22 protein-coding genes are annotated in these 21089 nt (G+C 72.7%); 6 read left to right on the top strand and 16 right to left on the bottom strand.

Going from position 1 to position 21089, the window contains the following annotated elements; genetic code table 11:
• Positions 1-7: 7 nt before the first annotated feature.
• Together ASF35_RS05385 and lysS are read right to left on the bottom strand one after the other, a co-directional pair.
• Positions 8-1024, bottom strand: coding sequence for a hypothetical protein (locus ASF35_RS05385; RefSeq protein WP_055963903.1), 1017 nt, complete (start codon positions 1022-1024; stop codon positions 8-10).
• 70 nt (positions 1025-1094) lie between these two features.
• Positions 1095-2600, bottom strand: a complete 1506-nt coding sequence (gene lysS, locus ASF35_RS05380) for a lysine--tRNA ligase (protein WP_055963901.1) — start codon at positions 2598-2600, stop codon at positions 1095-1097.
• Between the two features lie 160 nt (positions 2601-2760).
• Between lysS and nhaA the strand changes: the two genes are divergently transcribed.
• Positions 2761-4590, top strand: a complete 1830-nt coding sequence (nhaA, locus tag ASF35_RS05375; protein ID WP_235499105.1) for a Na+/H+ antiporter NhaA — start codon at positions 2761-2763, stop codon at positions 4588-4590.
• Between the two features lie 86 nt (positions 4591-4676).
• Here nhaA and ASF35_RS17655 read toward each other — a convergent pair whose 3' ends face one another.
• From ASF35_RS17655 to ASF35_RS05370, 3 genes are all read right to left on the bottom strand, one after another.
• Positions 4677-4847, bottom strand: a complete 171-nt coding sequence (locus tag ASF35_RS17655) for a CsbD family protein (protein ID WP_082480264.1) — start codon at positions 4845-4847, stop codon at positions 4677-4679.
• A gap of 113 nt (positions 4848-4960) precedes the next feature.
• Positions 4961-5134, bottom strand: a complete 174-nt coding sequence (locus tag ASF35_RS17650) for a CsbD family protein (protein ID WP_082482024.1) — start codon at positions 5132-5134, stop codon at positions 4961-4963.
• Between the two features lie 138 nt (positions 5135-5272).
• On the bottom strand, positions 5273-6064 hold the full coding sequence (locus ASF35_RS05370) for a TetR/AcrR family transcriptional regulator (protein WP_055963894.1): 792 nt from the start codon (positions 6062-6064) through the stop codon (positions 5273-5275).
• A gap of 153 nt (positions 6065-6217) precedes the next feature.
• Between ASF35_RS05370 and ASF35_RS05365 the strand changes: the two genes are divergently transcribed.
• Positions 6218-7552, top strand: a complete 1335-nt coding sequence (locus tag ASF35_RS05365) for an HNH endonuclease signature motif containing protein (RefSeq protein ID WP_055963891.1) — start codon at positions 6218-6220, stop codon at positions 7550-7552.
• Between the two features lie 324 nt (positions 7553-7876).
• Entirely contained in the window at positions 7877-8287 is a 411-nt protein-coding gene (locus ASF35_RS05360) for an ankyrin repeat domain-containing protein (protein WP_156367963.1), read from the top strand.
• Here ASF35_RS05360 and ASF35_RS05355 read toward each other — a convergent pair.
• The 5 genes from ASF35_RS05355 to ASF35_RS05335 all read right to left on the bottom strand — a co-directional run bounded on the left by ASF35_RS05355 (position 8250) and on the right by ASF35_RS05335 (position 12928).
• Positions 8250-9026 carry a type III pantothenate kinase gene (locus ASF35_RS05355; RefSeq protein WP_055963888.1) on the bottom strand — a complete coding sequence of 259 codons (777 nt, stop codon included), beginning with the start codon at positions 9024-9026 and terminating at the stop codon, positions 8250-8252. The genes ASF35_RS05360 and ASF35_RS05355 overlap by 38 nt on opposite strands.
• Positions 9023-9493: an aspartate 1-decarboxylase gene (panD, locus tag ASF35_RS05350; RefSeq protein WP_055963884.1), complete on the bottom strand. Its 471-nt coding sequence runs from the start codon at positions 9491-9493 to the stop codon at positions 9023-9025. The genes ASF35_RS05355 and panD overlap by 4 nt, the downstream gene beginning before the upstream one ends.
• A gap of 2 nt (positions 9494-9495) precedes the next feature.
• Positions 9496-10344: a pantoate--beta-alanine ligase gene (gene panC / locus ASF35_RS05345; protein WP_055963881.1), complete on the bottom strand. Its 849-nt coding sequence runs from the start codon at positions 10342-10344 to the stop codon at positions 9496-9498.
• A 1-nt stretch (position 10345) separates the two neighbouring features.
• The gene (locus ASF35_RS05340; protein WP_082495372.1) at positions 10346-11317 is read right to left on the bottom strand and encodes a Rossmann-like and DUF2520 domain-containing protein; all 972 of its coding nucleotides are present in this window, start codon (positions 11315-11317) and stop codon (positions 10346-10348) included.
• A 105-nt stretch (positions 11318-11422) separates the two neighbouring features.
• Entirely contained in the window at positions 11423-12928 is a 1506-nt protein-coding gene (locus ASF35_RS05335) for a glycosyltransferase (RefSeq protein ID WP_055963878.1), read from the bottom strand.
• 32 nt (positions 12929-12960) lie between these two features.
• Between ASF35_RS05335 and ilvA the strand changes: the two genes are divergently transcribed.
• From ilvA to ASF35_RS05320, 3 genes are all read left to right on the top strand, one after another.
• Complete coding sequence (ilvA, locus tag ASF35_RS05330; protein WP_055963875.1) at positions 12961-14256, top strand: threonine ammonia-lyase IlvA; 1296 nt, start codon at positions 12961-12963, stop codon at positions 14254-14256.
• A gap of 63 nt (positions 14257-14319) precedes the next feature.
• Positions 14320-15792 carry a polysaccharide pyruvyl transferase family protein gene (locus ASF35_RS05325; protein WP_055963872.1) on the top strand — a complete coding sequence of 491 codons (1473 nt, stop codon included), beginning with the start codon at positions 14320-14322 and terminating at the stop codon, positions 15790-15792.
• A complete protein-coding gene (locus tag ASF35_RS05320; protein ID WP_055963869.1) occupies positions 15785-17476 on the top strand; it encodes a DUF885 domain-containing protein in 1692 nt (563 codons plus the stop codon). The genes ASF35_RS05325 and ASF35_RS05320 overlap by 8 nt, the downstream gene beginning before the upstream one ends.
• Positions 17477-17735: 259 nt before the next feature.
• On the opposite strand, the gene ASF35_RS05315 is transcribed toward ASF35_RS05320, so the two are convergent.
• From ASF35_RS05315 to folE, 6 genes are read right to left on the bottom strand one after another with little or no spacing between them, the layout of a single operon-like run.
• Complete coding sequence (locus ASF35_RS05315; protein ID WP_055963865.1) at positions 17736-18224, bottom strand: DUF3180 family protein; 489 nt, start codon at positions 18222-18224, stop codon at positions 17736-17738.
• Positions 18224-18787 (bottom strand): 2-amino-4-hydroxy-6-hydroxymethyldihydropteridine diphosphokinase, encoded by a 564-nt coding sequence (gene folK / locus ASF35_RS05310; protein WP_055963861.1) that lies wholly within the window; start codon positions 18785-18787, stop codon positions 18224-18226. The genes ASF35_RS05315 and folK overlap by 1 nt, the downstream gene beginning before the upstream one ends.
• On the bottom strand, positions 18784-19161 hold the full coding sequence (gene folB / locus ASF35_RS05305; protein WP_055963858.1) for a dihydroneopterin aldolase: 378 nt from the start codon (positions 19159-19161) through the stop codon (positions 18784-18786). The genes folK and folB overlap by 4 nt, the downstream gene beginning before the upstream one ends.
• A gap of 13 nt (positions 19162-19174) precedes the next feature.
• Positions 19175-19624, bottom strand: coding sequence for a nuclear transport factor 2 family protein (locus ASF35_RS05300; protein WP_055963855.1), 450 nt, complete (start codon positions 19622-19624; stop codon positions 19175-19177).
• Complete coding sequence (folP, locus tag ASF35_RS05295) at positions 19614-20489, bottom strand: dihydropteroate synthase (protein ID WP_235493047.1); 876 nt, start codon at positions 20487-20489, stop codon at positions 19614-19616. The genes ASF35_RS05300 and folP overlap by 11 nt, the downstream gene beginning before the upstream one ends.
• Before the next feature lie 13 nt (positions 20490-20502).
• On the bottom strand, positions 20503-21078 hold the full coding sequence (gene folE / locus ASF35_RS05290) for a GTP cyclohydrolase I FolE (RefSeq protein ID WP_055963852.1): 576 nt from the start codon (positions 21076-21078) through the stop codon (positions 20503-20505).
• Between the last annotated feature and the right edge of the window lie 11 nt (positions 21079-21089).

The following is a 21089-nucleotide window of genomic DNA, read 5'->3' as shown; positions in this document are numbered from 1 at the left end:
CAGCCGCCTACCGCGTCGGGACGCGGTCCACCCGGTGGTGGAACGCCGCCGCGACCGTGCACCCGGACAGGACGAGCACGGCCAGACCCCGGCGCAGCATCTCGCCGCCCTCCGCCGCGTCCGGCGCGAGCCCGCTGGAGAACCAGCCGAGAAACAGCAGGAGCAGGCCGAGCAGCACGCCGATGACGGCCGAGCCGCGCCACACCAGCGCCACCCGGCGACGCGCCGTCGACGCGGGGGCGCCCGACGTCGTGACCCGCGCGACCGCCTCCTGCTCCCGCACGAGCAGCGACACGGCGGCGAGCGCCACGAATCCGGAGAGCACGGCCGTGCCGCGGTCGGGCCAGCCGAGGGGAACGACGAGCGCGAACAGCGTGAGCACGAGCATGCCGATCGGCAGCTCGGGCGAGCGCGCCGCGCGCTCCAGCCGGTCCGGCTCGGCGTCGGCGGCCGCGCGCGCCCCGGCGAAGCGTCGGCCGAGACCACCGGGCTCGCGCGACGCGACCACCGTGGCCAGCACGCAGCCGAGCAGGAGCACGCCGAGCACCAGCCCGACCGTCCACCGCGTCAACGTCGCCCGGTCACCAGCGGCCGAGGCCGCGTCGGCCCGCTCCACGATCTCGACGTCGAGCGAGGCGAGGGACTCGCCCCACTCGACGGCCTCGACCTGACCCCGGTCGTCGCGCGCGATGCGCAGGTCGAGCCGCTCGGGCTGCTCGGACTCCCGAGGCGGACCGCTGTCGCTGCGCGCAGGCACGTCGACCTCGACGGGCGAGGACGCCCCGCTCACCTCGACCTCGTAGGTGGAGCGGGCGCTGTAGGAGCGCGGGAGCACCTCCTGCACGCGGCTCATGCGCACGAAACGGCCCTCGACCAACTGGGTCGTCCCCTCCCACCCGCGGGCCTGGGCGAGCTCCTCGGCCGTCGACTCGGCACGGTGCTCGACCGAGCCGACCGGCACGATCGCGACCCCCGCCGCGACCAGCAGCAGTAACCACCAGAGGGCGACCGGCGCACGGGACATGCCGCGATCCTGCCCGACGTCGCACGGCCGACGCGACCGCCGCGCGCCCCCGCGGGTCGTGCGTCCGGTCTCAGACCTCGCGACGCGAGATCGGGAACAGGATCGCCTCGCGGATGCCGATGCCCTGCAGCAGCATCACCAGCCGGTCGACGCCCAGCCCGAGCCCACCGGCCGGGGGCATGCCGAACTCGAGCGCGCGCAGGAAGTCCTCGTCGACGTCCATGGCCTCGGGGTCACCGGCCGCGGCGAGGCGCGCCTGCTCCTCGAGCCGCTCGCGCTGGACGACGGGGTCGTTGAGCTCGGTGTAGGCCGGAGCCAGCTCGACGCCGTTGATGATCAGGTCCCACGCCTCGACCAGGCCGGGGGTGGTGCGGTGCTTCTTCGCGAGCGGACGCACGGCCTCGGGGTAGTCGCACACGAACGTCGGCTGGATCAGCGTGTGCTCGACGAGCTTCTCGAACAGCTCGAGCACGATCTCTCCGGCGCCCCAGTGGTCCTGCAGCGCCACGTCGTGCCGGGCGGCCAGGGCCTTCAGCGACTCCTCGGACGTCTCGACGTCGACCTGCTGGCCGACGGCCTCGCCCACCAGCTCGTGGATCGTGGCCCGCCGCCAGGGCTGCTCGAGGTCGATCTCGCTGCCGTCGCGACCGGGGACGACCGTCCGACCGACCGCACGGGCCGCGTCGACCACGAGCGCGCGGGTGAGGTCGGCCATCGTGTCGTAGGAGCCGTACGCCTCGTACGCCTCCAGCATCATGAACTCGGGGTTGTGGGTGTTGTCCACGCCCTCGTTGCGGAACGTCTTGCCGATCTCGTACACGCGGTCGATGCCGCCGACGAGCGAGCGCTTGAGGTGCAGCTCGAGGGCGATGCGCAGCAGGGCGCTCTCGTCGAAGGCGTTGACGTGGGTGTGGAAGGGGCGGGCGGCCGCTCCACCGTTGGTGTGCTGGAGCACCGGCGTCTCGACCTCGACGTAGGCGCGCTCGTCGAGGGTGCGGCGCAGCGACTGCAGCACCTTGGCCTTGACGCGGACGTTGTCGCGGGCCTCGGGGCGGACGATCAGGTCGACGTAGCGCATCCGACTGCGCGCCTCGTCCGAGAGCGGGTTGTGCTCGTTCGGCAGCGGCCGCAGCGTCTTGGCGGCGATCGCCCACGACGACGCCTGGACGCTCAGCTCGCCGCGCCGCGACGTGATGACCTCGCCCGTGACGGCCAGGTGGTCGCCGATGTCGACGAGGTGCTTGAGCCGCTCGAGCGACTCCTCCCCCACGCCGTCGAGCGAGACCATCGCCTGCAGGCTCGTGCCGTCGCCCTCGCGCAGCGAGACGAACACCAGCTTGCCCGTGCCACGGCGGAAGATGACCCGCCCGGCCACCGTCACGACGTCGCCGGTGTGGTGGTCGGCGCCGAGCACCTCGGGGTCGTAGGCCTCGCGCACCTGCGCCAGGGTGTGGGTGAGCCCCAGGTCCGTCGGGTACGGCTCGAGGCCGGCGTCGATGAGCTGCTGGCGCTTCTCGCGGCGGATCCGCAGCTGCTCGGGCAGGTCGTCGTCGGGGTTCTGGGTGTCGGCGCTCACGGAAGGGGAGTCTAGTGGCCGGGCACGGCCCGGCTCGCCCGGCGGGCGGGTCCGGGCAACGGCCCACCCGCCGCGGTCGGGTGCCACCGACGGCAGCGGGAACAGCACGGCGAGGCCGATGGTTGGTGCACTCCGTGACCCGACTGCGAGGATGTCGCCCGTGAGCGAGACCGAGACCGCTGCCGACTCCCGCCTGACCCGGCTCCGTCGTGGGGTGGCCGGGGCCGAGACCGAGCAGCTGGGCGCCGGCATGCTGCTGGTGGCCACCCTCGCGGCCATCGCCTGGGCCAACCTCGGCAGCGGGTACGACGCGTTCTGGCACACCGAGGCGCGCGTGGCCGTGGGCGACTGGTCGATGGGCCTCGACCTCTACCACCTGGTCAACGACGCGCTCATGGCGTTCTTCTTCTTCGCCGTCGGGCTGGAGGTCAAGCGCGAGCTGACGATCGGCGAGCTCACCGACCGGTCCCGCGCCATCGTGCCCGCGACCGCGGCGCTCGCCGGGCTGCTGGTCCCCGCGCTCGTGTTCCTGCTGATCGCACGCGACTCCGGCCAGGCGCACGCCTGGGGCGTGGTCATCTCCACCGACACGGCGTTCCTCGTGGGCGCGCTCGCCATCATCCGGCCGCACCACCCCTCCCGGCTCCGGGTCTTCCTGCTGACGCTGGCCGTCGTCGACGACATCGGCGCCCTGGGCGCCATCGCGATCTTCTACACCGACGACCTGCGCGTCACCCCGCTGCTCGTCGCGGTGGGGGCCCTCGCGCTGATCGCTCTCGTGCGACTGCTGCCGTCGGGCCGGGGCCCGTTGTACGCGGCGCTGTCGGTGGTGGTCTGGTTCGGTCTGCAAGAGGCGGGGGTGCACGCCACCCTCGCGGGCGTCGCGGTCGCGCTGCTCATCCCCGTCGCAGCACCTCGCCGGCACGACGTGGAGCGCGTCGTGGAGCTGACGCGTGCCTTCCGCCAGTCCCCCAACCCGGCCTACGCCGCGGCCGCGGGCCGCCAGCTGCGCGAGTCCATCTCCATCAACGAGCGGCTCCAGCAGTCGTTCGCGCCCTACGTCGCGTTCGTGATCCTGCCGATCTTCGCGCTCGCGAACGCCGGCGTGGTGCTCGACGCCGCGACCCTCGAGCGGTCGGCCTCGTCGTCACTGACGTGGGGCGTGGTGGCCGGGCTCGTCGCCGGAAAGCTCCTCGGCATCACCGGCGCGACCCTGCTCGCCCAGAAGGTGGGCCTCGGTGTGCTCGCGCCCGGTCTGACCATCGGCCGCGTCGCGGGCGGGGCCGCCCTCTCGGGGATCGGCTTCACGATCTCGCTGCTGATCGTCGGCATCGCCATCGACGACCCCGCGGCGCAGGACGAGGCTCGCGTGGGCGTCCTCGCCGCCTCCGTGCTGGCGTTCGTGCTGGGCTGGGTCGTCCTCAAGGCGCTCGACGCCCGCCGGCCCGTCGTGCAGCCCGGTGCCGTGCTCCTGCGGCCGTTCGACCCCGAGCGCGACCACTTCAAGGGCCGTGCCGACGCCCCGCTCGTGCTCGTGGAGTACGGCGACTTCGAGTGCCCGTTCTGCAGCCGGGCCACGGGCATGGTCGACGAGGTGATCGAGCACTTCGAGGGCGACCTCGTGTGGGTGTGGCGCCACCTGCCGCTGCACCAGCACCACCCGCACGCCGAGCTGGCGGCGCGCGCCTACGAGGCGGCCTACCTGCAGGGTCGGCACTTCGACTACGCCCGCCTGCTGTGGGCCAACCAGGCGCAGCTGGAGCGGCTCGACCTGCTCCGCTACGCCGACGAGATCGGCCTGGACCTCGAGCGCTTCGAGGCCGACCTCGACTCCGACCCGGTGCGCCGACGTGTGCGCGAGGACGAGGACGACGCCGACCTCATGGACGTGTCCGGGACGCCGACGTTCTTCATCGGCACCGCCCGGCACGGCGGCCAGTGGGACGCGCCCACGCTCATCGCCGCCCTCGACGCCAGCCGGGGCCGCTGAGTCCGTGCCTGCACGTGCGGGCACAGAAAAGCCCGGTCGCCGTCGTGACGGTGACCGGGCTTCGCCGGATGCTCAGCGAGCAAGGATCACTTGAAGGCGTCCTTGACGTTCTCGCCGGCGTTCTTGACCGAGCCGGACGCCTGGTCCTTCTTGCCCTCGGCCTCGAGGTCCTTGTTGTCGGTGGCCTTGCCGACGTTCTCCTTGACCTCGCCGGCGACCTTCTCAGCGGTGTTCTTGGCCTTGTCGATGAAGCTCATGATGATCCTCCTGGATCGGTGGGTGACACTTCGACGGTACGACGGCTGGAAGTCGCTGCAACTCCAACGAGCGCTGCCCGATGAACGTTCAGTGACTTCTCAGTGACACGCGTTTACTTCTTGAAGGCGTCCTTGACGTCCTCGCCCACGTTCTTGATCGAGCCCTTGGTCTGGTCCTTCTTGCCCTCGGCCTCGAGGTCCTTGTTGTCGGTCGCCTTGCCGACGGCCTCCTTGACCTCGCCGGTGACCTTCTCTGCGGTGTTCTTGGCCTTGTCGATGAAGCTCATGGAACTCTCCTTCTCGGATGGGGGAACGGGGTGGCTTACGTTGTAAACCTTACGCCGTAAGCTTGCGGCCCACAAGACGAGTGTCGTGCGACCTCGGTCACGAACGGGGGCGCGCTCGCGACCCGGTCGGCGAGCAGGTCAGTCGGCGAGACGCGAGGCGATGCCGTCGAGCATCTCCTGCAGGGCGCGGTCGAACTCCTCGGCGTAGCGGTCGGCCGCCAGACCGGCAGCCAGCCGGTGGATCGTCGGGTACGTCGCCTCGTCCACGGCGCCGGAGGGGTCGAGGATCTCCAGGGGCGTCTCGGCCTGCGCCACCGCCTCCTGCTCGTCCTCGTCACGGGTGGGGGTGAGCCCACCGGGCACGGGCTCCGCGGCGTCGGCACCTGCGGAGAACGACCCGTCGCCGTCCCGCGGGTCGCGCAGCGTCCGCGCCCCCGTCTCCATGAGCAGGTAGCCCAGCAGGAAGCTGTTGAACGACCGGTAGGCGAACACCACCTGGTCGTCGTCGAAGCCCTCCGCCTGCAGCGCCTCGAGCACCGACTCGATCCAGGTCAGGGACCGCAGCGGCGGGTTGATCCACGGCGCCTCCGACGGTCGCGTGGCCACGATCGGGAAGGCGTGCGGGTGCGCCATCGCGTAGCGGCGGACACCGCGCGCGAGCCGCTCCAGGTAGTCGCGCCAGCCGTTCTCGGCCACGCGCAGCACCTCGGGGTCGGCGTCCAGCTCGGCCACCACCAGGTCGACGACCGCGTCGAGCAGGTCGTCACGCGTGCCGACGTGCTTGTAGAGGCTCATCGCCTCGACGCCCAGACGCTTGGCGATCCCCCGCATCGAGGCCGACCCGATGCCCTCGTCGTCGATCAGCCGCAGGGCGGCCTCGGCGATCTTGCGGCGCGTCAGCGTGCCGCGTCGGGAGGTCGTGGAGGACATGGGGGGATCGTGCCACGGAGGGGCAGGGCCAACGACCCGGAGTGCCGGCGCTGAAGGACTCGAGGGTCCCGGACCTTCGTCACGGATTCGAACATCTGCTTGTTTGTTGTCTCATTCTATCTCTAGAATGGGGGTAGACCAGCAGGAGGAAGCATGAGCGTCGCCGCACTCGACACCCACCCGGTGCCGTCGTGCGTGCACGGCCTCCACGCCCTGCTCGACACGGTCCCCACCGCGGCGTGGGACGGCCTGGACCCCGCCGAGGTCCGACGACTCCTCGCCGAGATCGGTCGCGCCGAAGCACGGCTCTCGGCCCACAAGATGGCCGCCGCCCGGGTGCTGGAGAAGGCCCGCAAGGCCGCGGCGAACGGTGACGGACCACGCCCCGGGGCGGGCACCTCGACCGGCGCGACGATCTCGTTCGACTTCGGTGGGGACCGCAGCGGCGCCGACGCGCTCGTGAACACCGCGCAGCGGATCGAGGAGCAGACCACCCTCATCGAGAACGCGCTCGCCGCCGGAGTGATCAGCACCAAGCAGGCCGACCTCATCTCCCGCGCCCTGGCCAATCTGCCCGACGACGTGACCGCAGAACAGCGTGAGCGATGCGAAGAGACTTTGCTGAAGGACGCGCAGAAGCTGACGCTCAAGGACCTGCGCCGCAGGGCCGCCCGGATCACCGAGGCCTACCGCAACACGACCGATGAGGTCGACGCCGACGAAGACGAGATCCTGCGTCGCCGCGAAGAGGAAGCCCGCAAGAAGACGTCGTTCTCCATGTGGGACAACAACGACGGCACCGTCACCGGACGCTTCACCCTCCCCGAAGCACAGGGCGCCATGCTCAAGACCGCCCTCGACGCGCTCGCCGCCCCCCACCAGAAGGTCGGGACCGTCAACGCCGCCACCGGCGAGATGGACGAAGTGGGATTCGGCCAGTCCAACCCCCAGCGCCTCGGGCACGCGTTCGCCACCCTCATCGAGCACCTCCCCGCCGACCAGCTCCCGTCCAACGGTGGTGTGAGTGCCGTCGTGACCGTGAACCTGGACCTCGACACCTTGATGGGCGGCATCAAGGCCGCCGGCCTCTCTGACGGCACCCGGATCAGCGCCGGCGAAGCCCGCCGGCTCGCCTGCAGCGCGCAGATCGTGCCGATGGTCCTCAACGGCAAACCTCTCCCCCTCGACCTCGGCTCCGCCAATCGGTACTTCAACCGCAGCTCACGCCGGGCGATGGAGAAGCGCGACGGCGGATGCACCACACCAGGTTGCGACCGCGACGCCAGGTGGACCGAGGCCCACCACCTGAACCCCTACGCGATCTCCAAGACCACCGACATCAGAGACGGCGCACTGCTCTGCCCGTTCCACCACCACCGAGCACACGACCAAGGCTGGATCGGACGCATCAACCCCGACGACGAACACGTCGAGTGGAAGCTCCCCGGCTCCGACACCTGGCAACGCAACCAACGCTGGCGTCCCTGACTAATCCACCACGACACCCCGACCCATCGGTCGGGGCACACGTGCTGCCCGTCCACCGCTGAACCGCCCAGGAGTGGTCTCGATACACCTCCCCTCGCTGGCGCTCGTGGAGGCACTCGACCACCGGAACCGCGCTCGACCACCGAGTGCCGACTTCGCTGGTCGAGTTGGACGGGCGAGCGTGCGAGGCCCGTCCGTATCGAGACCACCCCGGCATCGGTCAGCGGGGACCGGCGCGACCCCTGACGCCCCGCGGGGCGGGCACGCCGCAGCGGCTCGGCCGGCCCGACCGGCCCTAGACTCGCGGCGACGAAGGGAGTGCCCATGTCGGGCGGGGACTTCAAGGACATGTTCGCCGCCGCCGTGCGCGGCGACGTCGAGCTGGTCCGCTTCCACCTGGAGCGGGGCGTCGACCCCGACTACGTGCACCCCGAGCTGCAGTCGACCGCGCTGGTGACCAGCATCCTGGCCGGTCAGGATGCGGTGGCTCGAGAGCTGCTCGGCCACGGAGCCGACCCGACGCTGGTCTCCGAGCTGGACGAGACCACACCGGTCCAGGCGGCCCGGGCTGCGGGCCTGACCGCGCTCGAGGCCCACCTCGTCGAGCTCGGCGCACGCCCGGCAGCGGGTGCACCTCCGGCAGGGCCCGCTCCTCGTGGGCGGGGCGACCGACGGGCGGCGTGGTGGCCCGCGTGGCTCAGTGGTTCTTCTCGTGCACCAGACGCAGACCGGTGAGGGTCAGCCACGGGTCGCGTGACGTGATCGTCGTGCAGTGGTCGAGCACCACGTCGGCGTAGGCGCCGGTCGCGATGACCGCCACGTCGTCGGGGTCGGCCTCCAACGACTCGATGATCCGGTCGACCATCCCGTCGACCAGGCCCGCGAACCCGTAGACCGCGCCCGACTGCACGGCCTCGACGGTGTTCTTGCCGATGACGTCGCGGGGGACGGCCAGCTCGACCGCCCGCAGCTGGGCGCCGCGACGAGCCAGCGCCTCGAGCGACAGCTCGACGGCCGGCGCGATCGCCCCGCCCAGGTACCGGTTCCGGTCGTCGACCACGTCGAAGATCGTGGCCGTGCCGTTCATGTCGACCACGATCGCCGGCCCGCCGTACACCTCGGCCGCGGCGAGCGCGTTGACGATGCGGTCGGCACCCACCTCGCGCGGGTTGTCGGTGTGGATCGGGATGCCGGTCTTCACGCCCGGCCCGACGATCGAGACCGGGAGTCCGCCGTAGTACCGCTCCAGCATCGCCTTCAGCTCGACCTGGATCGACGGCACGGTGCAGCACATGGCCACCGCCTGGACGTCGGCCAGACCCGCTGCGCGCACGAAGCCGTGGGCGAGCAGGTGCCACTCGTCGGCCGTTCGCTGCGTCTGCGACGAGACGGTCCAGTGCTCGACGAGCTTCTCGCCCTCGAACGCGCCGATGACCGACTGGCTGTTGCCGACGTCGAGCGTCAGGAGGGTCACGGCGCCACCGTCGCCGCCCCCGGCCCGGCACCCCCGCCGGCCGCCACGAGCGGGTTCTCCACGACGTCGCCGCGGGTGAGCCCCGACCCGGGCAGGGCCTCGGCCGGGTCGGACCCGGTGCCGATGATGCGGTTCTCGGAGTCCACGAACACGACGCTCGGCTGGTGCTCGCGTGCCTCGGCGTCGTCCATCTGGCCGTAGCCGATGAGGATCACCAGGTCACCGGGATGCACGAGGCGAGCGGCGGCACCGTTGATGCCGATGACGCCCGAGCCGCGCTCGCCGGCGATCGTGTAGGTCTGGATGCGGGCGCCGTTGTCGATGTCGACGATGTGCACGAGCTCGCCCGGCAGCAGGTTCGCCGCGTCGAGCAGGTCGGCGTCGACCGTCACGGAGCCGACGTAGTGCAGGTCGGCCTGCGTGACAGTGGCGCGGTGGATCTTCGAGGTCATCATCGTGCGGAGCATGGTCAGGGTCCCTTCCGGAGCACCACGGGTGAGTTGTCGAGCAGGCGCGTGGTGCCGACCCTGGCTGCCACCAGGATCCGCGCCTCCCCCTCGTAGGAGTCGTCGACGTCGCCGAGCAACAGGTCGGTCACGACCAGGTAGTCCACCTCGACGCCGTCGGCGGCGTCGAGCACCTCGCGCGCGGCCTTCAGCACGGCGTCGCGTCCGACGACGCCCTCGTCGGCGGCGGCTCGCAGCGCGACGGAGAGGGCGAGCGCCTGCTCGTGCTGGATCGGCGTCAGGTAGGTGTTGCGCGAGCTGAGCGCCAGGCCGTCGGCCTCGCGGACGATCGGGTGGCCCACGACCTCGACGTCGAGCGCCAGGTCGCGCACCATGCGGCGGATCAGCGCCAGCTGCTGGAAGTCCTTCTCGCCGAAGACGGCGACGTCGGGGCGCACGAGGGCGAACAGCTTCGCGACCACGGTGAGCACGCCGCGGAAGTGCGTGGGGCGGGCGGCGCCCTCGAGCACCTGCCCGAGCGGGCCCGGGTCGACGGTCACGGCCCCGTCCAGGCCGCCGGGGTACATCTCGTCGGCGTCGGGCGCGAACACGACGTCGACGCCCTCGCGCTCGCAGACGACCAGGTCGGCGTCGAAGGTGCGCGGGTAGGCGTCGAGGTCCTCGCCCGGCCCGAACTGGGTGGGGTTGACGAAGATCGAGACCACGAGCGTGTCGCCGAGCGGGCGTGCGTGCCGCATGAGGCGCGCGTGGCCGTCGTGCAGCGCACCCATGGTGGGCACGAACGCCGTGCGGTCGGCCCCCGCGAGGGCCGCACGCAGCTCGGCCCGGGTACGGGCGACGACGGGGGTCATGTCAGGCCCGTCCGTGCGCGTGCTGCCGCTCGTCGGCCGATCCCGACCCGTGGAGCCCCGACCCGTGGAGCCCCGACCCGCGAAGCACCGACTCGTCGAGGGCGGACTCCACGACCGCCGCGGTGGCGGCGTCGAGCCGACCGTCGGCCGCGGCGCGCTCGGTGGTGGCGTGGGCCATGGCGACGTAGGCGTCGCGGGTGGAGGCGGGCTCGGTGGCGAGAGCGTCGACGTGGGCCCGCACGGTGGTGACGTCGCCGCGGGCGATGGGGCCGGTCAGCGCGGCGTCGCCGAGGTCGAGAGCGTTCTCGAGGGCCGCCTCGAGCAGCGGGCGCAGGATCTGCGAGGCCTCGGCCCCGGCACCGATGCCGTGGAGCAGCTCGCGGGCCTGGGCGACGAGCGTGACGAGGTGGTTGGCGCCGTGGCTGAGCGCCGCGTGGTAGCGGACCCGGTCGGCGTCGTCGATCCACACCGGGGTGCCGCCGAGCGTGACGGCGAGGTCCTCGGCGACCTCGCGCTCGGCGTCGCCGGCCGTGAGGCCCATGGCGCACGAGCGACCCAGGTCGACCGACGAGCCGGTGAACGTCATGGCCGGGTGCAGGGCCACCGGGCGCGCGCCGACGCGCGCCGCGGACCGGAGGGCGTCCAGACCGTGCCGCCCGCTCGTGTGCACGACCACCTGGCCGGGACGCAGCACCGTCGAGAGCTCCTCGGACACGGCCACGAGGGCGTCGTCGGGGACGGCGAGCACCAGCACGTCGCTGCGCGCGGCGACCTCGGCCGGCGACAGCACCGGCACGTCGGGCACGAGGGTGCGGGCGCGCAGGGCGGAGGCGTCGGAGCGGGCGCTGATGCCGACGACGTCGCGGCCGGCGGCGCGCAGTCGGGCGGCCAGGACGGAGCCGACCCGGCCGGCGCCGACGACGCCGTAGGTGGTGCGCTCACGCGCAGGGTCGTGCTGACGTGCGTGCGTCATGGGGAGTGCCTCTCGTTCCAGTCCCGCGAACGGGTACCAGACTGCTGACACCGTCAGTCTACGACCGTCCTCCGGCGGCGCACAGTGGCACGGAGGTGGCGAGGGTCACAGCGTGAGCCGGTGGCTCCGCAGGCCCTCGAGGTGCAGGCCCTCGGGTCCGTCGACGGTCAGCGTCAGCACCAGCTCGCAGCGCCGGGTGGCGGGGGCCGGGAACCGCATCCGCCAGCCCGAGCCCGGGTAGCCGCGGACGGTGCCCGCCCGCGACGTGAAGGCGGCGGCGTCGTCGGTCCGCTCGACCTCGCCGGCTGCCGTGTCGCGGCCCGTGAGCACGCGTGCCGTGAGCGACGCGGCGGCCACGTCGGCGTGGGGGAACCAGGCCCGCACGTCGACCACGAGCTCGTCGGCTCCGGCCAGGACCTCGCGCACGGTCGTGCGAAGCCGCACCTGCTCGGCGGTGGCCAGGTAGGTCACGGGGTCGAGACCGTCGTCGAGGCGCCCCGGCAGGTCGATCGCCGGGCCGTCGGACGTGGGCACCAGGTCGAACAGCTGTGACTGCAGGCCCTCCGCGCGCACGAACCGCCAGACCGCGGCGAGGTCCCCGGTGGCGCGGGCCTGGTCCAGGAGGGCGTTCATGACGCGGTGCTGGGCCGGCACCTCGCGGGCGTAGCGGTCGGGGGCCACCGCCGCCACGAGCCGAGGGATCCGCTGCACGAGGACCTCGAGGTAGGCGTCGTCGGCCCGCTCGAGCTTGAGCGTGGAGTTGGGAACGTTGTGCTTGAGCAGCTGCAGCGCCCGCTCCTCGCGGACGGCGGGCAGCGGCTCGAGCAGGCGGAGTGACTCGTCGGCGGCGTCCATGCGGGCCGTCACGTTCTCGACGGTCACCTGCCCCTGCGAGGTGGAGGCCGTCTGCCGCCGCCAGGAGTAGGCCATCGTGGAGGTCACGTCGATGCCTGCGGCCTCGCGGAACGCCTGGGCCGTGAGGATCTGGTCCTCGTAGATGACCCCGGGAGGGAACGCCAGCCCGGCCGCGTCCCAGAAGGTGCGCCGGAACACCTTGGCGCAGGCGATGGCGTGGACGAGCACGTCGGGCCGTTCCGACACCGTGGTGCCCTCCACCGGCCGCGCGTGCAGCGCCCGGATCCACGGCGCGGGCCGCACCACGGTCCCGCCCTCGAGTCGCTGGTAGGGCAGCACGGCGAGGTCGGAGCCGCTGCGCTCCAGCCCGCGCACGGCCGCGTCGAGGCCCTCACGGGTCACGACGTCGTCGGCGTCGACGAACGTGAGGTAGGTGCCGGTGGCCACCTCGACACCACGGTTGCGGGCCGCGCTCTGGCCCGCGTTCGGCTGCGAGAGCACGACCACGCGGGGGTCGCGCGCCGCGACCTCGTCGGCGATGGCCCGGCTGCCGTCCGTCGAGCCGTCGTCGACGACCACGACCTCGAGATGGCGGTAGCGCTGCCCGAGCACCGACTCCAGGGCCGCCGCCAGGTGCTCCTCGCCCTGGTACACGGGCATCACGACGCTGAGCGTCGGCCCGCGCAGGTCGCGAGCCCGACGGGTGGCCCGGCCGACGGCACCGCGGACGAGGCGACGGACGGGCGGGCGGGGCACGCCGCGAGCATAACGTCGGGTAGACAAGCACCATGAGCACCGACGCACAGGCCGAGGCCCACGGCCTCCTGGTCACGGCCGACGACGTCGAGGCGGCCGCGGAGCGGCTGGCCGGCGTGGTGACCGCCACCCCGGTCGAGCGCAGCGCCCGGCTGAGCGAGGTCACGGGTGCCGACGTCTGGCTCAAGCGGGAGGACCTGCAGGTCGTGCGCTCCTACAAGGCGCGGGGCGCGTACAACCTCATCGCGCAGCTCGACGACGCCGCGCGGGCTGCCGGCGTGGTCACCGCGAGCGCAGGGAACCACGCCCAGGGCGTGGCGTTCGCGTGCGCCGCGCTCGGTGTGCGTGGCCGCGTGCACCTGCCTCGCACGACGCCCCACCAGAAGCGCGACCGGATCGCGAGCATCGGCGGCGACGCCATCGAGATGATCCTCGACGGCGAGACCTACGACGACGTGTCGGCGGCAGCCACCCGCGAGGCGCTCGACGGCGCCACCCTGGTGCCGGCCTTCGACGACCCGCGCACGATCGCCGGTCAGGGCACGGTCGTGCAGGAGGCGTTCGACCAGCTGCAGCGGCTCGGCGAGCCCGTCCCCGACGTGCTCGTGGTGCCCGTCGGCGGAGGCGGCCTGCTCGCCGGCAGCATGGCCTGGCTCCGCGAGCGCCATCCCGGGGTCCGGGTCGTGGGCGTGGAGCCGGCCGGGGCGACGTCCATGGCGGCGGCGCTCGCAGCCGGCGAGCCGGTGACGCTGCCCGAGATCGACACCTTCGTCGACGGCGCCGCGGTGCGACGCGCGGGTCGGCACACCCTCGACACCGTGCGCGGCGACGGCTCCCCGTCCGTGCAGATGCTCGGCGTCCCGGAGGGCCAGGTGTGCAGCGAGATGCTCGCGCTGTACCAGAGCGACGGCATCATCGCCGAGCCCGCAGGCGCCCTCGCGACGTCGGTCCTGGGCTCCCTGCTGACGGTGGCGCCCGGCTCGCGCGTGCTGTGCATCCTGTCCGGCGGCAACAACGACGTCAGCCGCTACGCCGACGTCGTGGAGCGCTCGCTCGTGCACGAGGGCCGCAAGCACTACTTCCTCGTCGAGTTCGCGCAGGAGCCGGGTGCGCTGCGACGCTTCCTCGACGAGGTGCTCGGCCCCGACGACGACATCGCCCTGTTCGAGTACGTCAAGCACAGCAACCGCGAGACCGGCCCCGCCCTCGTGGGCATCGAGCTGGCCCGCGCCGACGACCTCCCGGCCCTGCTCGAACGCATGGAGGCCGCACCGCCGCGCATCGAGCGGATCGAGAGCGACAGCCCGCTGTTCCGCTTCATCCTCTGACCCTCCTCGGGCACGGCGGCGCGACCCCGCCGTCGTGAGCACGGCCTCTGACAGACTGGCGCCATGCCTCGTCTGCTGGTCCGCTCCGGCAAGGACCCGTTCACCCCGGTGGGCGCGGAGACGACCCTCACGCAGGACGTCTTCAACTCCAACTCCGGCAACTACCTCTTCCAGCACTCGGTGTGGCGGTCCCTGGCCGTCGACGGCACCGAGCTGGTCAGCTCGAGCACGCTCTCGGAGCGGCGCTCGCCCGAGCCCGGCGACGCCGAGCGGATCAACGCCGAGTTCGACCACCTCGTGGTGCCGATGGCCAACGCGTTCCGACCGCAGTTCGTGCGTCACCTGACGGCGCTCACCGAGCTCGTCGAGCAGCTCACCATCCCCGTCACCGTGGTCGGCATCGGCTCGCAGGCGCCGCACGGCGAGGGCCCGGAGTCCCTGGGCGAGATCGCCGACCCCGTGAGGCGCTTCGTCTCCGCCGTGCTCGAGCGCTCCGCCTCCATCGGCGTACGCGGCGACTTCACGCGACGCCACCTGGCACTCCTCGGGTTCGGCGACGACGTGGTCGACGTCATCGGCTGCCCCTCGCTGTTCCTCTGGGGGCCGGACCACCGCGTCGAGCGGCGCGTGACCGCCATCGGCGACGACGCGGCCCTGGCCCTCAACTTCACGCCCGAGGTGCCGGGCATCGGCGACTTCGTCACCCGGCAGGGCGAGCGGCACCCGAACCTCGTGGCCGTCGGCCAGGACGCGCACGACCTGCGGGCCATGCTCTGGGGCGTCCCGCACCCGCACGTCGACGACCCCGCCGTGCCCGTCCACCTGCACCACCCGCTCTACCAGCAGGACCGGCTGCGGCTGTACCTCGACACCTGGACCTGGTACCGCGACCTCGCCCAGGTCGACTTCGTGTACGGCACGCGCTTCCACGGCAACGTCGCGGGGCTGCTCGGCGGCACGCCGGCCGTGCTGCTGGCCCACGACTCGCGGACCCTCGAGCTGGCCGAGTACCACCGCATGCCGCACCGCGTGGTGTCGGCGTTCGACGAGGCCACCGCCGGGCTGCACGCCGACGAGCTGCACGCCGCGGCCGACCTCGACGCCTTCCACGCCGAGCTGCCGGCCGGCTTCGCCCGGTACACCGCCTTCCTGGAGCGCAACGGCCTCACCCACCGGTGGTCGCCCGGCACCAGCGCGCAGTCCTTCGACGAACGCCTCGCCGCGGTGGACCTGCCGCCGGCGGTGCACACGCTCGCCGCGCCGGGGCTCGACCAGGTGGCCGCACGCCTGCAGTGGCTGCGCGAGGGGATGGTCCTCGACATCACACGGCACCCGCAGCGGTACGAGCCGCCCTTCCCACACCCCGCGTGGCGCGGGGCGGGCAGCCGCCACGCGCGCCTGGCCGACGACGCGAAGGCCCGCGACGCCGCCAACGCCGACGCGGTCGCCGCGCTGGCGCGCCGTGTCGAGTCGTTGGAGAACACCCGGTGGCGGCGCTTCGTCGCCCGGCTCAGGAAGGCGGTCGGTCGTGGCTGACGCCTCGGGGCAGCGGGAGTCGGGGTCGCAGCGGTCGGGGCGGGTCCCGTCGGCCGTCGACGTCCTGGCCGAGGAGTGGCTCGACGTGATGCTCGAGCACGAGCCCGAGTGGCACGTCTCCCTCGGCCGGCCGGGACGCGATGGCGAGTACGCCGACCTGTCGCCGTCGGGGCACGAGGCGTACGCCGACGCGGCACGCGCCATGCGTCTCCGGCTCGACCACGTGGAGCCGCGTGACGACGTCGACGTCGTCACGCACGCGGAGCTCGTGCGCGTGCTCGACCTGCACGTCGAGGAGCACGACGCCGGCACTTGGCGCAGCGACCTCAACGTGATCGCCTCGCCCGTGCAGAACGTGCGCGACGTCTTCGACCTGATGCCGCGCGACGACGTCGACGGCTGGTCCGGCGTCGCCACCCGCCTCGCGAACCTGCCGGGTGCGCTCGCCGGGTACACCGAGTCGCTGCGCTCCGGGATCCGCGCCGGCGACACCCCGGCGCGCCGCCAGGTCGTCGAGGTCGTCGACCAGGCCCGACGCCAGGCCGAGGCCGGCGCGTTCTTCGACGAGCTGGCCGACGCCGCCGCGTCCGCGTCCGTGCCGGCGTCGCTGCAGGCCGACCTGCGGCGCGGCGCCGACGGCGCGCGGGCCGCGTACGCCGAGCTGGCGACCTTCCTGGCCGACGAGCTGGCCCCGGCGGCCCGAGAGCGCGACGCCTGCGGCCGCGACCGGTACGCCCTCGCCTCGCGCGGCTTCCTGGGCGCGGCCGTCGACCTCGAGGAGACGTACGACTGGGGGCTCGAGGAGCTCGACCGCATGGTCCGCGAGCAGGAGGCCGTCGCGCAGCAGGTCCTGCCCGGAGCGTCGGTGGCCGAGGCCGTCGCGCACCTCGAGTCCTCCCCCGAGCACCGGCTGGTGGGCACCGACGCCCTGCAGGCCTGGATGCAGGAGACGAGCGACCGCGCCGTCGAGGAGCTGGGGCGCACCCACTTCGACGTGCCCGACATCATGCGCTCGCTCGAGTGCCGCATCGCGCCCACCCAGGAGGGCGGCATCTACTACACGCCGCCGAGCGACGACTTCGCCCGCCCGGGGCGCATGTGGTGGAGCGTGCCGGAGGGTGTCACGGAGTTCGACACCTGGCGCGAGCTGACCACCGTCTACCACGAGGGCGTGCCCGGCCACCACCTCCAGTGCGGCTATGCGGTGTGGAACGCCGCCGAGCTGAACGCCTGGCGTCGCGGGGCCCTCTGGACCTCCGGACACGGCGAGGGCTGGGCGTTGTACGCCGAGCGGCTCATGGCCGACCTGGGCTACCTCGACTCCCCCGCCGACCGGCTCGGCATGCTCGACGGCCAACGCATGCGGGCGGCCCGGGTGGTGCTCGACCTCGGGGTGCACCTCGAGCTGCCCCGTCCCGACGGCGACGGTCCCTGGACCGCCGAGCACGCCTTCGCGTTCATGGCCGAGCACGTGAACATGAACGCCCCGTTCGTGCGCTTCGAGGTGAACCGCTACCTCGGCTGGCCGGGCCAGGCGCCCAGCTACAAGGTCGGCCAGCGCATCTGGGAGCAGGTCCGCGACGCCTGGGTCCGTGAGCACGGTCCGGACCTCAAGGAGTTCCACCGCCGGGCCCTGAGCCTCGGTTCCGTCGGGCTCGACACGCTGCGCGCCACGCTGGTCTGAGCAGCACGCCCCGCCGCCCATCGGTGGATGCGCAACATCAGGACGCGCGCTGCGGTTGAGGATCCACCGATGCCACCACGTCCCCCGCCATCGGTGGATGCGCAACATCAGAACGCGACCTGCGGTTGAGGATCCACCGATGACCACCACGTCCCCCGCCATCGGTGGTGGCGCAACATCAGAACGCGCGCTGCGGTTGAGGATCCACCGATGGGGGCGGATCGGCGTCACTCCAAGGTGGTCCGGCGACCCGGCCGAGCTACGCCGCCGTCGCGGCGCCGGGAGGGGCGTCGTCGTCCTCGTCGTCGGGCTGGGGCACGTGCAGGGTGCGCTCGAGCAGGAGCGCTGCGACGAGGAGGAGGAGGCCGGAGGCGGAGGCGAGGCCCCCCTGCAGCACCCGGTCCTGACCGAACATCGTGTCCCAGTCACGCACGAAGGAGAGAGCGAAGCCGCCGTAGGCGCCCACCGAGAGCGCCCCGACGATGCTGCACGCCTTCGCCATGGCGAGCAGGGTCACGGCGTGCTGGGAGGTCATCCGCTGCTTGCGCTGGTGCAGGCTCTGCCAGGTGCTCCAGGCGACCGCTGCCACGAGGGCCGCCAGCGCCAGGAGCAGCACGGCCACCAGCCAGCCGGGCCGCGGCGGCGACAGGCCGAGACGCAACGAGGCGGGCCGGACGACCGATCCCAGCAGCAGCCCTACGGCGACCAGGGCGGCGACGTGGACGGCGGTCGTCCGCCCGGCGTGCATCACAGAAGGATCTCGAGATCCTCTCGCCGGACGACGCCGGACGTGTCGACGTCGCCGACGAGGTCGGCCACGAATCCCTTGCCGGGGATCTCGCCCTCGGGGTCGATCTCGAGCCACGGGACGAGCACGAAGCCACGCTCGTGCGCCCGCGGGTGCGGCAGCGTGAGGGTCTCGTCGTCGGCGACGCGGTCGCCGACGACGACCAGGTCGACGTCGAGGGTGCGCGGGGCGCCCGGCTCCGAGCGCTCGCGTCCGAAGGCGTCCTCGATGGCGTGGGCGCGGTCGAGCAGCGTGTGCACCGTGAGGGTCGTGTCGAGGAGCACGACGGCGTTGAGGAAGGCCCCCGACCCGTCGGGCGTGCCGACCGGCTCGGTCTCGTAGACCGACGACACGGACACGACCTGGACCTCAGGGGTGTCCTCGAGGGCGGACACCGCGCCCTGGAGACGGTTCAGCCGGTCGCCCAGGTTCGACCCGATCGCGATGACGGCCTGGCGGATGGGACGCATGCCACCCGTCATGGTGTCGGCGTCCAGCACGTACGGCGTGGGCGATTCGGTCACTGGTGGCTCCGCTCTATCGTCACGCTGACGTCGGAGAACGTCACCGCGATGGGCGCTTGGGGCTTGTGCACGGTCACGCTCGCCCATTCCACGGACGGACGTGCCAGGCACCAGTCCACCATACGGAGGGCGAGGGACTCAATCAGGTCCACCGGCTCCCCGGTGACCACGGCCTGGACCATCTCGGCGACCTCGGCGTAGTTGACGGTCGCCGTCAGGTCGTCGCTCGACCCGGCCGGTCCCAGGTCGATGCCGAGGCTCACGTCGACCACGAAGGTCTGGCCGAACCGGCGCTCGTGCTCGAGCACGCCGTGGTGGCCGAAGGCCGTCACGCCGCTCAGGTCGATGCGGTCGAGACCGTCAGGACATGCCATCAGTGCTCCTCCATCAGGGCTGTTCCGTCATGCCGGGCTCCTCGGGAGCCTCGGGGTCGATGTCGAGCACCGGCGAGGCGTGCCGCGACCACAGTCGCCACACGCCGCCGGACCGGACGAGCACCGACGTGCAGATCGCCTTGCCGCCGGAGAACTGCTCCGGTGACTCGGTGCCCTCCCCCGAGAGGATGTTCTCGGTGCACGTGACGAGCGCCAGGTCGGCCTCGGAGCCCAGCGGCCAGGACACCTGGACGTCGGTGAGGAAGAACTGGATGTACTCCACGTTCGCCATGACGAGCGCCCACGAGCGCAGCACCGCGTCGGTGCCCTCGATGGCCTCGGCGCCGGGGTGCACGCACAGGGCGCTGGGCGAGTCCACCCACAGCGAGCTCATGAGGTCGAGGTCGCCGGACTCCACCGCGTCGTAGAACGCGCGGTGACGCGCCAGCACGTCAGCGGCCATGGTCGACACCCCCTGGGACGGACTCCTGCGCGATCCGCGCGACCACCCGCACGGCGTCGGCCGACGCGGCCACCTCGTGCACCCGCACGGCCCACGCCCCGGCCTGCGCGGCCAGCGTGGACAGCGCGACGGTGGCCGCCTCCCGACCCTCGGTGGGCCGCAGCGTGCCGTCGGCGTCGGCGAGGAGCTCGCCGAGGAAGCGCTTGCGGCTGGCCGCCACGAGCATCGGGAGCCCCAGCGCGGTGAAGGCGGAGAGCGCGGCGAGCACGGTCCAGTTCTGGCCACCGGTCTTGGAGAAGCCGAGACCGGGGTCGACCACGAGGCGGGACCGGTCGACTCCCGCGGCCAGGGCCTCCTCGACCCGCTCGGAGAGCTCGGCGACCACGTCGGCGACGACGTCGTCGTAGTGGGTGAGGTCCTGCATCCGGTCGGCGTGGCCGCGCCAGTGCATGAGCACCAGCGGGACGTCGCGCTCGGCGGCGAGCGGCACCATGCGGGCGTCGGCACGGCCGCCGGACACGTCGTTCACGAGCACGGCACCGGCGTCCAGCGCCGCCTCGGCCACGTCGGCGCGCATCGTGTCGACCGAGACGGCCACGCCGTCGGCAGCCAGCTCGCGCACCACGGGCACGACGCGGCGCAGCTCCTCGTCGAGGTCGACGCGCACCGCGCCGGGGCGCGTGGACTCACCACCCACGTCGACGAGGTCGGCGCCGGCCTGGGCCAGCTCACGCCCGTGCCGGACCGCGCTGTCGAGGTCGAACCAGCGTCCGCCGTCGGAGAACGAGTCGGGCGTCACGTTGACGACGCCCATGACCCGGCACCGCCCGATGGGCTCCAGCACCTGTGCGGGTGCGAGCCCCATCAGCAGGCCCCGGTCACCGAGCGCCACCGCTCGTGATGAGCCCCATCGCCTCGGCCCGGGTGGCGGGGTCGCGCAGCTGTCCGCGCACGGCGCTGGTGACCGTCCGGGCGCCGCCCTTGCGGACGCCGCGCATGGTCATGCACAGGTGCTCGGCCTCGATCACGACGATCACGCCGCGCGGTTCCAGCACCTCGGTGAGGGCGTCGGCGATCTGGGTGGTGAGCCGCTCCTGCACCTGGGGCCGACGGGCGAAGACGTCGACGAGCCGGGCCAGCTTGGACAGGCCGGTGACGAATCCGTCGGATCGCGGGATGTAGCCCACGTGCGCGACCCCGGTGAACGGCACCAGGTGGTGCTCGCACATCGACCACAGCTCGATGTCCTTCACGAGCACCAGCTCGTCGTGACCGACGTCGAACGTGGCCGTGAGGACCTCGCGCGGGTCCTGGTCGAGACCGGCCAGCAGCTCGGCGTACGACCGGGCCACGCGGTCCGGGGTCTCCTTCAGGCCGTCACGGTCGGGGTCCTCCCCGACGGCGATCAGCAGCTCGCGCACCGCCGCTGCGGCGCGCTCGACGTCGACGCTCATGCTGTCCTCGT

This window comes from Aeromicrobium sp. Leaf291 (assembly GCF_001423365.1).
Classification (GTDB): Bacteria; Actinomycetota; Actinomycetes; order Propionibacteriales; family Nocardioidaceae; genus Aeromicrobium.
The sequence above is the reverse complement of the archived record's forward strand: the minus strand, read 5'-3'. Positions and strand labels throughout refer to the sequence as shown.

Excerpts from the sequence above, each read along its gene's own strand:
- ASF35_RS05315 (WP_055963865.1), bottom strand. The coding sequence starts at position 18,224 with ATGCACGCCGGGCGGACGACCGCCGTCCACGTCGCCGCCCTGGTCGCC.
- ASF35_RS17655 (WP_082480264.1), bottom strand. The coding sequence starts at position 4,847 with ATGAGCTTCATCGACAAGGCCAAGAACACCGCTGAGAAGGTCGCCGGC.
- folP (WP_235493047.1), bottom strand. The coding sequence starts at position 20,489 with ATGGGGCTCGCACCCGCACAGGTGCTGGAGCCCATCGGGCGGTGCCGG.
- panD (WP_055963884.1), bottom strand. The coding sequence starts at position 9,493 with ATGCTCCGCACGATGATGACCTCGAAGATCCACCGCGCCACTGTCACG.
- ASF35_RS05370 (WP_055963894.1), bottom strand. The coding sequence starts at position 6,064 with ATGTCCTCCACGACCTCCCGACGCGGCACGCTGACGCGCCGCAAGATC.
- ASF35_RS05300 (WP_055963855.1), bottom strand. The coding sequence starts at position 19,624 with ATGGCCGCTGACGTGCTGGCGCGTCACCGCGCGTTCTACGACGCGGTG.
- panC (WP_055963881.1), bottom strand. The coding sequence starts at position 10,344 with ATGACCCCCGTCGTCGCCCGTACCCGGGCCGAGCTGCGTGCGGCCCTC.
- ASF35_RS05360 (WP_156367963.1), top strand. The coding sequence starts at position 7,877 with ATGTCGGGCGGGGACTTCAAGGACATGTTCGCCGCCGCCGTGCGCGGC.
- ASF35_RS17650 (WP_082482024.1), bottom strand. The coding sequence starts at position 5,134 with ATGAGCTTCATCGACAAGGCCAAGAACACCGCAGAGAAGGTCACCGGC.
- folB (WP_055963858.1), bottom strand. The coding sequence starts at position 19,161 with ATGGCATGTCCTGACGGTCTCGACCGCATCGACCTGAGCGGCGTGACG.
- ASF35_RS05325 (WP_055963872.1), top strand. The coding sequence starts at position 14,320 with ATGCCTCGTCTGCTGGTCCGCTCCGGCAAGGACCCGTTCACCCCGGTG.
- ASF35_RS05340 (WP_082495372.1), bottom strand. The coding sequence starts at position 11,317 with ATGACGCACGCACGTCAGCACGACCCTGCGCGTGAGCGCACCACCTAC.
- folE (WP_055963852.1), bottom strand. The coding sequence starts at position 21,078 with ATGAGCGTCGACGTCGAGCGCGCCGCAGCGGCGGTGCGCGAGCTGCTG.
- ilvA (WP_055963875.1), top strand. The coding sequence starts at position 12,961 with ATGAGCACCGACGCACAGGCCGAGGCCCACGGCCTCCTGGTCACGGCC.
- ASF35_RS05385 (WP_055963903.1), bottom strand. The coding sequence starts at position 1,024 with ATGTCCCGTGCGCCGGTCGCCCTCTGGTGGTTACTGCTGCTGGTCGCG.
- ASF35_RS05365 (WP_055963891.1), top strand. The coding sequence starts at position 6,218 with ATGAGCGTCGCCGCACTCGACACCCACCCGGTGCCGTCGTGCGTGCAC.